The organism is Nostoc foliaceum FACHB-393, from assembly GCF_014698505.1.
In the GTDB taxonomy this organism is placed as follows: domain Bacteria; phylum Cyanobacteriota; class Cyanobacteriia; order Cyanobacteriales; family Nostocaceae; genus Nostoc; species Nostoc foliaceum_A.
The window spans coordinates 1-9,891 of sequence record NZ_JACJTD010000118.1; the positions used below are offsets into that span (position 1 = coordinate 1).

A 9,891-nucleotide genomic window follows, 5' to 3' on the forward strand; every position below is an offset into this window, starting at 1 on the left:
CTTGAATTTATTATAGGTAGTCATACACCAGTCTTTAGAGCGTTCCAGCGATCTCGGAGATCCATGACGACCACAGACTGCTGGAGGCCATTCCCATAATGCACCTGCCACAATAGAGGTTAAATCTGGAGCAAAACGATCTGCAACAATCACAACATTAAAACCCGCCTCTCTTAGACATATAGCAGTTGTTAGACCACTGACTCCTGCTCCAATTACTAAAATGTTCGTATCATTTTTCGCTAATGGGTTGTTCATTAAAGGTTATCTCGATTTTTTGTACTACAAAATAAATGCATTGTCTTGCACATTACTAATATTAATTGGGACAATTTTGGGCTGACGCAGCGTTAAGGAATTCTTAGCCTTTGACATTTGCTGCTACAAAAATTGTTTATTAATAGTTTTTGATTAAAAACTAGGTATAAGCAGTATTAATAATTCCGAAAATGAGTGATTATTTTTGAGTACTAGCTCAATGATAGATGAGCTTCTTAGTACAATATCTAATAAATTTGTGACTAATTGAGCAACCTACTGGTTAGCCTTTAAGAGACTCAATGCTGGATTTACTGGGCAGAACGATGCCAGTACTAAAAATAATAAACGTATTGTTGCTCTCAATCTTGTGGGTACTGCTAACAACGATACCCAAGCGGGTGGTGCAGCCAATGATACTATCCGTGGTAATGCAGGAATTGACTACATTACAGGTGGTGATGGTAACGATTCTGTTTTCGGCGACAGTGGTAACGATCTTGTTTATGGTGGACGTGGGAATGATTCTGTTTTCGGTGGCACTGGCAGCGATCGCCTGTTTGGAGATGAAGGTGACGACGTACTCACTGGAGCAGATTCAGTAGCAAGAGGTATTGCTGAAGTTGACCTTTTAACTGGTGGCTCCGGCAGCGATCAGTTTGTCTTAGGTACTATTGTAAGTGTCTTCTACAGCGATAGTAATGCTAGTACGGACGGACTGGGCGACTACGCTATAATTGCTGATTTTGATGCTTTGTCAGATACGCTTCTATTGTCTGGCTCCAAATCGAGCTATAGCTTGGGAGCAGTACCAACTGGTTTAGCTACGGGTACAGCCTTATTTCTGAATGAAACTAGTCCTGAATTACTTGCTATCATTCAAGGCTCTAGCAACCTCAGCCTTAATGCCAGCTATTTCTTAACTGTCTGAAACTCATCTTAAAAATCCATCGCTCTTTTTTACTTCCTTGCGCTTAATGCCTGTTTGCTCAGTTGCATCACAATATTTTGAGGTAATGGGTCTATGACAGCATCAGTCGGCAGAGATTTAATAAAAGCTGTCACCTCTTCCCCAGTTTTGTATTTCCCTTCACTCCAAGCATCAGCAATCTGTTTCGCTATTTTATTAGCATCCTCTCGCTGATTATGGGCAGTAATGCACTGAATATCGTGGCCGGTAAATGAAATCCAAGTCTGCCAAAGTTTTGTAATAGGATGCTGCACAATACCTGTAGTCAGTTCATTTTCCTCAAGAACTGGTTTTTTCTTACTACGACCAAATCCTTTAAACATAGCTGTATTTAGGAAACGCTATTTTAAAATGCCCAAAATCAACACAGCGATCGCACGACAGGAGTTGGAATTGAGTTTAATTTGGAATTGGCGATGCCTGCGGCGGGCTATTCGGTGTCGCCATTTAATCAAAATAATGGAGAGCGCTGGGGGCAACCGTTTGGGTAGGGTGGCTCATTTATGCTTTATACCGTACCACTTGCCTAGGCACGCTCCGCGAACGTGGATATTGCTACGCAAAGCGTCTTCAAGAGTTGGCGTGCAGGTACTCTTTCACATTCCAATTTTTTACTCCTGAACCATTAACTCTTGTAGCAACGCATCATTTATCCTTTGTGCCTCTGTCCCACTACTTTCTCTAATATCAAAAGCTTGCTGCACTATGGTTTGAACTGACTCTGGTAATGATTCAAATTTTTCCGAATTGAGTATGACGAGGCGGCAACCAGGATAAGGCATAAAATCAGTAAACGGTTCCATCCCCGATGTAATCAGAGTTTTGCTAAGTTCGGCGATGGGATGATGAGGCTTTTGGTTGTCCTCACTGCGGTTGATTTCTGATGCCATATAGCCGCAAAACCAACTCAAAGTGTCAATATCTTTCTGCAATGCTGCCAAAATCCCCGTTACTACTCGTTGGTTGAGGTTGACAGGTAGATTATCAAAGATGCTGTCTAGGTCTTCTGGGTGTCGCTTGTGGCAATAACGCACCGCAGATTCAATAAGTTTATCGATTTTAGTGGGTTGGGGTTGTCCAAATCCCTTTGCACACATGGCACTGCCTCAAAATTTACGTGCTGGAAGACGCGATTTTAACAGAAACAGATTTGTTGGTACGGGAGTAATACCAGAATTGTATTGACATACTCCCTAAGAAGCAGTCAAAGTTTCATAGTCGATTCGATACTTGAATTAATCGATTGTGGCTTTGCATCGGATTGGATAGCCAGTGGTAAAGCAATTCATTTATGGCGCTACTTTTTCTTTAAACTGTTTCCCAGCAGAGAATGCAGGGACTTTGGTCGCCGGAATTGTCATTGGCTCATTGGTTTTCGGATTACGCCCTTCGCGTTCTGAGCGATCGCGTCGCTCGAATGACCCAAAACCAATGAGCGTTACCTTTTCACCATTGGCTACAGCTTCGGTAACGACTGACAAAAAAGCACTAATGACTTCATCGGCTTGCTTTTTTGTGACGTTGGCCTTTGTTGCTACAGCATCAACTAGTTCACCTTTGTTCATAAATCGCCCTGAATCATTGCAAGTAATCGAAATCTAGCATTATTACCTCTTATTCAGAAAGGGGAAAAGGAATAATTTCTAGCAGCATACGAAAATTAACAATGCACGGCTACTACTGTGTCGATTTTGCACGATAGATAATCGCTATTTTGCTCCAGAACCGTCTAATTGGTGTAACGGTTTTATTTTCGGTTAGGTAAATCCATCCTCATATTCAGCCACAAGAGATAAGATATTCATATAGTATTTATGTACTATAAAGAGGCTGAATATAAACCTAATTCATTACAAAGGAGAATACGACAATGAGAAAATTAAAACTTCAAATACAAATGACCGTTGACGGATACATCGCCGGACTAAAGGGTGAAATGGACTTTATGGCGTGGAATTGGGACGACGAATTAAAACAATATGTCAAAAATATAACTGAACCTGTTGACTGCATTATTCTTGGACGAAAACTTGCCGAAGGGTTCATTCCTTACTGGGGTAGCGTGGCTGCAAATCCTGATGACCCGGAGTTTACAGCCGGTAAGAAATTTACGAACACACACAAAGTTGTTTTTACCAAAACGCTTGATAAGTCAGAATGGGATAATACCGTTTTAGCAAAAGGCAATCTTGTTGACGAAATCACTAAATTAAAAAAACAAGATGGTAACGACATTATCGCTTATGGCGGTGCGACCTTTGTATCGGCTCTAATCAAACAAGGATTGATTGACGAGTTTCATTTATTCATTAATCCAGTTGCAATTGGTGACGGAATGACAATTTTTAAAGAACTTGACAGCAAACAATATCTGACATTAGTAAAAGCTACATCATTTGACTGTGGGATTGTTGTTCTTAATTACGAGCTAAAACGCAAAGAAACATGAGATGAATAGTATTAAATGACTGTACTTACTATGAATAAATCGGAGACAATATTAATTGTCTTAATACAATTTACTTCTCTCAAAAACTGCTCCAACTTTCGTCTAGAGCAGTTTTTTATTGCACAGTATAAACCGGATTATGAACTGCAATTAATGGTGAATTTTCATTGCTATTTGGTTCATCTTGGCTAGGACTGTAAAGCGCTTCTATTGAGAATGTCCTACATATTTTAGCTTTGACTGATCCTATGATCACCTTTTAAGAGGAAACTGTGTGAAGCTGTAAGAGAATGAAGAATTAAACTTTCTTCTACTAATCAGTTATAACTTACATAATTGTAAATATGCCTTCAATTTCCTACAACCGCACCGATAGCCAGCAGCCACAAAGCATTACCATTCAAGGTTATATTGTCCGTCCCGGATTACACATTCTCACTTACGAGCAACTCAAGTTGCTACGGGAGCAAACACAGCATCATTCTCAGCTTGAACATTTAGTCAGCCAAGGCGTGATTAAGTTGACTGGTTAATAGTCGCCAGCACGAAAATTCTAACTAGCTACATCTAATTCCACTGTTGCTGGCTGTTGTTGCTCTTTGACAGCACCCAGTTCCTCAATAAAAGCGTCAATTGCCTTGGCTGCTGACTGCTTACCTGTTTTCAACTTAGAAAGGACGTTTTCGCGTATTGCTAAATAATCTGGTAGGACTTGCTGCTCAACAGAAACAACCTCTTGTGTAGGTAGAGCAACTTCACCATTACGCTGATTCATTAAGCCTTTTATCTGAGCGATCGCTTCGGCTAATTCCTGCCTAATTACCTGTTTTATCTCCTCCCCATTAGTTGTAGACGCAGGTAAAGCATTTATTTCCTGTTTAACTATTTCCTTAATCTCATCACCATTAGATAACGTTAGCCTAGGTTTTGTCTGACCCAGAATTCCCTGGAGCAATCTTGTCGCTGTATGATTCAATGACTCATTTTCGGAAATCTGCATTGCCGATAAAGCTTTGACTTCTGTATCAGTTAGCCCAATTGAAATTGTTACCTTAGCCATACTTTTAAAGCCTGTAAATATTAATCTTGTACATCGTTAGTTATGGGTTATACCGTTTGCATACAGTTTCTTTGACAGTATTTTGATTGCTTACCACGAATGCTGTATAAAAAACTTATCAATGACCCAATTATTAAACTTTGCCCTGTGAGCAACTTTTACCCTTAATTCTTTAATCTAGCTTCAAATCAGTCAAGTTGCCACTAATTCAATTCTAACGCACACTTACCTGATATCCATCTTAAAAATGAGGGCACATCTGCCCTCATGTAAACTTTTAACTTTTAAATATTGCCCTACATCCGCTCCCCTTGCAGTTTTATAACTAGAACTTACTTATTCGGTTCGCTGCACTGTGTAAAGTCAGCGCAATCAGGATAGTTTACAGCTGCTATAAATACTCAACTTCGACAGCAAAATCATCTGCTGGTACAAATGTATTATAGTAGTAGTAAATTAAACTATGCACCTTTATGCACCTTCTATGGTTTCGTCGAGATTTGCGTTTAACTGATAATGAAATTGTCACCTCTTCATCTGGTAATGATGCAAGAGTTCTGCCATTCTTCATTATTGACCCTTGGTTTTATACCTGGACTGATGTCGGAAATGCTAGAATCCACTTCTTGTTTGAGTCATTGGAAAATCTCGATTCAAATCTGCAAAAATTAGGTAGTCGGCTGTACTTATTTGAAGGTAATTCTACAGACATCGTGCAAGAGTTGACTAGGCAATTAATTATTGCAGGATATAAACCCAAACTTTTCTTTAGCCGTGATGTACAGGTAGAGTATGGTATCAGCCGGGATAAAACTATAGTTGATTTTTACAAGCAGTTAAACCTTGACTACCACATTGGACTAAACAACTTTCTGCAATCAGCAGAGCAACGTGACGAGTGGTTTAACGAATACTACACCTATCAAAGACAATCCCAGTATAAAACACCAACAACTATTAATACGCCTCAAATTACACTCAATCTACCAGAGCTAACATTTAAAGAACTTAAACAGAAATACCATCGCTTTTGGGCAGTAGGGAAAGTTTACTTTCCAGGGGGCGAAACACAAGCACAAGCTAAACTAGACTCTTTTCTCAAAAAAAGATACTCTGGCTACCATTGGAAACTTTCTCGCCCAATGCTCTCGCAGCTTGGGGCAACATCTCATTTATCACCACACTTAACTTTTGGGACTATTTCAACTCGTACTGTTTACCAAAGTACTAAAGCCTCAGCAGAAGAATTAAAAGCTCAACCCAAAGCAGAATTCTCCCTCAAAACATTTCGAGACCGTTTGCGTTGGCATGATAGTTTTACTGCACGACTCTATTTCCATCCAGAAATTGCTTACACTAACCGTTACCCAGAATTTGATCAATTATATACCCTATCAGCGTTATCAGGAGCAAAACAAGAATTATTTCAGGCGTGGCAACAAGGAATGACAGGCTTTCCATTGGTTGATGCCAGTATGCGACAACTCAAAACAATGGGTTGGATGAATTTTCGGATGCGGGCAATGTGCGCGACATTCCTAACTATCAATTGTGGGATTTCATGGCATCACGGAGCTAAACACTACATGAACTATTTAGTAGATGGAGATTTAGCAATTAATAATTGGCAATGGCAGATGCAAGCTGGTGTAACTAATCCACTTAGTGATACTTTTCGCATCTATAATCCGTCAAAGAATATTGCTGAAAAAGACCCTCAAGGAGACTTTATTTACCACTGGATACCGGAACTGCGGGGCTATAGTTTACCAGAAATTGAACAGGAGAAATACATTAACAATAGTTATTATCCACAACCAATTTTAGATTGGTCAAAGACGCGTAAAGTTAATGGCAAAGTTGTTTCTGACTTACGAAAGCAAACCAAACAGCGATTATTAAGCCAAGGTGGAGATGAATACAATAATGCAAACGCTGCTAAAATAACAGTTGAGAAATACTGGCAGCATCAAGACAGAGAGTACAAAGAATATCAAAAAAAGCTTACTGAGTTGCAGGAGTAAAGCATTATCTAGATTTTAAACCAAGCTCCTCTCTCTTTTTACTAAATAAAATCACCATTCAACAATACTTTGTCGCGTCTTCGCCACATTCATCTACTAAATACAACAAACACTTGTAACGAAGACCAATTATTTGTTCATAGAGAGGATTGATTTTACATAATGGGGGAATGTGAAAAAGTGTCCGTCCTAAAATTGATACAGTTCTTTCAAAAGGACAGTGAGATGGAATTAGTTTACATAATAGTCTGGCTAATTTGGGATTATGAATTTCTAATCTTTCAACCTGATAACGGATCTGGTTTAATAAGCTGTTATTTAAATGGTCTTGCGTAGGTAAATTCATATATCAACTCTCTTTCCCGAAATCTGTTCCTCTAAAATGACAGTTATCTTCAGAGAAAAACATCGTAAATTTACGAAACTATTCCCTGGCTTCAAGAAAGCTAATTGAAATCTCAGTAAAATTCCCTAAAATCTAAAATAAGTAAGCAATTGTATTTTATATAACAAATATTACGAGCAAAGGTAGTGTCTGAGGAAGCAGGAGCGTAATCTTTACTTCAAGGGGCTACGCAAATGTTTACGCACCTGTTGTCTCTGTAACGATTACTGTTTTCTACTTCGAGGTTTAGCGTCAAAAATCAAAACTGCGATCGCTTTATGCAACATCTGCAATTCAACAGTCACGTATCCTGTCTTGAAAAATCATTGGTTTTGGGATTACGCCCTGAGCGTTCACAGCGATGCCGAAGGCGGCAAGCTACCCGCCGCTCGAATGACCCAAAACCAATGAGCATTAACTTTTCACCATTAGCTACAGCTTCAGTAACGACTGATAAAAAAGCACTGATGATTTCATCGGCTTGCTTTTTGCTTTTTTATAACGTTGGTTCTTGCCGTTACAGCATCCACTAATTCACATGAGTTCATAAATTACCCTGAAGTCTTGCAAATATTGGCAGTTTCTCAAGTGTTTAGTTCGCTAAAAATAAGTAGTTAAAGAAATAAATGAAAGAAGAAAATTATGTATTGCGATCGCACGCAAGTCGATTGATTAGTAATCACACAGCAGTGTAACCACCATCTATCAAGTGGAAGCTGCCTGTGACGAAAGAGGCTTGCTCCGACAAGAGGAAGCTAACCATGTCCGCGACTTCCTCGGTTCGTGCAAGGCGACCTAAAGGGTGCAAGTCAGCCATCTGCTTTCGCGCTGACTCTGGTAACTCTTGCATCTGAGGTGTATCAACATAACCTGGCCCGATTGCAGTCACCCGGATGCCCTGGTTTGCATATTCCAATGCTGCTGCCTTTGTCAGACCGATAATGCCGTGCTTGGCAGTGACATAGGGAGCAATACCCGCCACTCCGACCGCACCAGCGGCAGATGACATATTCACAATTGCCCCACCACCGCTTTGAATCATTGCTGGAATTTCGTATTTCAGCCCAAAAAAAATGCCGTTAAGATTAGTCGCAATCACACGATGCCACCATTCAATCTCATAATCGGCAGTATTAATCCCATGCGGCCCGGTAAAGCCAGCATTATTGACTGCTAGGTTCAACCCGCCAAATCGCTCCACCGTTTCGGCTACCATTGCCTCCACAGCGCGATAGTCAGACACATCAGTTTCAATAACGTGTGTCCGCTTGCCAGATGAATCCAACCGCCTAGCTACTTCCTGCGCTCCTTCGGCATTGATGTCTGCCAGAACGACCCGCGCACCGTTTTTGTACAGATTGACGGCAATGGCTTCGCCAAGACCTCTGGCTGCACCAGTGACAATAGCTATCTTGTTTGCGAATTCGGTCACTGGCTTATCCCCTGCGAATCAACGCTGTACTCATTGTCAGTTCCAGAGAGCAACCTATTACAATGGCGAGTTGATTATACAGCCTCGACCACGCTGGACACAACAGCAATAGTTAGAGTTGCTTGATTGGCATCCGTTGCTTACTGGCAAATGTCCCAAATGTGGTGCTGAGTATGAACGCGATTGCACCTCAAGAATACACTGGAATTGTCCAAACTCAGAATGTGGCTGGATGGACGATACTGTGTAGAGCGATCGCCTAGAGAGCGACTAATATTACAGGTCATTACAAATTTTAAGCAGGCGCAGATCCACCGAACGTATTTAGGTAAGCATTAACAGCTTCCTCACTAAGACCACCAGCTTGAGCATGACGGAGTAGCGATTGTACTATCGGCATTGCAATACTCATGCTAAATAAGGCATTGAATCCTGCAACAACCACTGGTGCTGACAACACAACTGTAAAATAGCAAAGGTATTGAAAAAAATCTGAAATTTTAAGTATCTTGGTCAGGATAAACTTTTCTATATTTCAGCTTTTTTATACCGTGTTTTAATATCATTATGAATATGACAGCAAGGGCAAAAGTAATTACTAATAATATTGCTATTGGCAAGGAGCAATTTCCTTGAGTTGTACTCCATGAACATAAGAAAAATAGAGTCTGTATCCCAAAGATGCTCCCTAAAATTAAGCTAAATATGCCAATAGCACCAACACATACAAGAATATATCCAGCATTTTTATTTTTGCTCATAAATCCCTGGCTTTTGAGAAAAATTATTTTCTAGTTGCAGTTACACGGCTAGGCGAGTATTCCCAAAATAACAGAATTACAACTCAAGCAATATGCTTAAACGGAAGCAGTGCTAGATTCTGGTGATTACCTTACCTCAGTACGCTTTGGGCAACGCATTGCAGAAGCAACTAAACGTGGCTTAAGTCGTTTTTGACACTTGTATTAAGTTATAGAACCCAAAGTCACCGTGAAGGTCTGGTAGAACCACTTGCTTCTCTGCGTTAAGGAATATCAGGGCAGATTGAATCAGCCAAATTGACAGAATGCACATATCAGGTTAAGAGCGATCACTTAGTAGACTTGCACCGATCGCTCCTAAATAAAATAAATAGAATGAGTTAATCAATCGGTTCTTGAGTACAAGATAGATAATTTGAGTTAACCTGACTTTTCACGGGATGTGGAAAGGGGAAATTGGTTCGCGAATGATATTCGCGAATCACTGTGACTTTTTATATTTAGAAGCTTCCTCAACCAAATCTTTTAAACCCTGATTGAGAATTTCAACCG

General features: G+C 40.2%; 14 protein-coding genes. 5 read left to right on the top strand and 9 right to left on the bottom strand.

What is annotated here, in order from left to right:
• On the bottom strand, nt 1-258 hold a 258-nt coding region (locus H6G92_RS36840; protein WP_190901561.1), incomplete at its 3' end, for an FAD-dependent oxidoreductase.
• A 370-nt stretch (nt 259-628) separates the two neighbouring features.
• On the opposite strand from H6G92_RS36840, the gene H6G92_RS36845 reads away from it, so the two are divergent.
• Entirely contained in the window at nt 629-1,189 is a 561-nt protein-coding gene (locus H6G92_RS36845) for a calcium-binding protein (RefSeq protein WP_190901563.1), read from the top strand.
• 29 nt (nt 1,190-1,218) lie between these two features.
• Here the strand turns inward: H6G92_RS36845 and H6G92_RS36850 are convergent, their stop codons facing one another.
• From H6G92_RS36850 to H6G92_RS36860, 3 genes are all read right to left on the bottom strand, one after another.
• Nucleotides 1,219-1,551, bottom strand: a complete 333-nt coding sequence (locus H6G92_RS36850) for a hypothetical protein (RefSeq protein ID WP_190901565.1) — start codon at nt 1,549-1,551, stop codon at nt 1,219-1,221.
• 288 nt (nt 1,552-1,839) lie between these two features.
• Nucleotides 1,840-2,325, bottom strand: coding sequence for a hypothetical protein (locus tag H6G92_RS36855; protein WP_190901567.1), 486 nt, complete (start codon nt 2,323-2,325; stop codon nt 1,840-1,842).
• A gap of 192 nt (nt 2,326-2,517) precedes the next feature.
• Nucleotides 2,518-2,793, bottom strand: a complete 276-nt coding sequence (locus tag H6G92_RS36860; protein WP_190901569.1) for an HU family DNA-binding protein — start codon at nt 2,791-2,793, stop codon at nt 2,518-2,520.
• A 305-nt stretch (nt 2,794-3,098) separates the two neighbouring features.
• Here H6G92_RS36860 and H6G92_RS36865 point away from each other — a divergent pair, with 305 nt between their 5' ends.
• Nucleotides 3,099-3,677, top strand: coding sequence for a dihydrofolate reductase family protein (locus H6G92_RS36865; protein ID WP_190901571.1), 579 nt, complete (start codon nt 3,099-3,101; stop codon nt 3,675-3,677).
• 344 nt (nt 3,678-4,021) lie between these two features.
• Nucleotides 4,022-4,210, top strand: coding sequence for a hypothetical protein (locus H6G92_RS36870; protein WP_190901573.1), 189 nt, complete (start codon nt 4,022-4,024; stop codon nt 4,208-4,210).
• A gap of 20 nt (nt 4,211-4,230) precedes the next feature.
• Here the strand turns inward: H6G92_RS36870 and H6G92_RS36875 are convergent, their stop codons facing one another.
• Entirely contained in the window at nt 4,231-4,737 is a 507-nt protein-coding gene (locus H6G92_RS36875; protein ID WP_190901575.1) for a hypothetical protein, read from the bottom strand.
• 473 nt (nt 4,738-5,210) lie between these two features.
• Here H6G92_RS36875 and H6G92_RS36880 point away from each other — a divergent pair, with 473 nt between their 5' ends.
• Nucleotides 5,211-6,761 (top strand): FAD-binding domain-containing protein, encoded by a 1,551-nt coding sequence (locus H6G92_RS36880; protein WP_190901577.1) that lies wholly within the window; start codon nt 5,211-5,213, stop codon nt 6,759-6,761.
• A gap of 58 nt (nt 6,762-6,819) precedes the next feature.
• Here the strand turns inward: H6G92_RS36880 and H6G92_RS36885 are convergent, their stop codons facing one another.
• Nucleotides 6,820-7,107, bottom strand: coding sequence for a Mo-dependent nitrogenase C-terminal domain-containing protein (locus H6G92_RS36885; RefSeq protein WP_190901579.1), 288 nt, complete (start codon nt 7,105-7,107; stop codon nt 6,820-6,822).
• A gap of 317 nt (nt 7,108-7,424) precedes the next feature.
• On the opposite strand from H6G92_RS36885, the gene H6G92_RS41430 reads away from it, so the two are divergent.
• Entirely contained in the window at nt 7,425-7,679 is a 255-nt protein-coding gene (locus tag H6G92_RS41430; RefSeq protein WP_449289988.1) for a hypothetical protein, read from the top strand.
• Between the two features lie 146 nt (nt 7,680-7,825).
• On the opposite strand, the gene H6G92_RS36895 is transcribed toward H6G92_RS41430, so the two are convergent.
• The 3 genes from H6G92_RS36895 to H6G92_RS36905 form a co-directional block, all read right to left on the bottom strand.
• Nucleotides 7,826-8,578 (bottom strand): SDR family NAD(P)-dependent oxidoreductase, encoded by a 753-nt coding sequence (locus H6G92_RS36895; protein WP_190901581.1) that lies wholly within the window; start codon nt 8,576-8,578, stop codon nt 7,826-7,828.
• Between the two features lie 295 nt (nt 8,579-8,873).
• On the bottom strand, nt 8,874-9,038 hold the full coding sequence (locus tag H6G92_RS36900; RefSeq protein ID WP_242059486.1) for a hypothetical protein: 165 nt from the start codon (nt 9,036-9,038) through the stop codon (nt 8,874-8,876).
• Between the two features lie 40 nt (nt 9,039-9,078).
• A complete protein-coding gene (locus H6G92_RS36905) occupies nt 9,079-9,339 on the bottom strand; it encodes a hypothetical protein (protein WP_190901583.1) in 261 nt (86 codons plus the stop codon).
• Nucleotides 9,340-9,891: the final 552 nt, after the last annotated feature.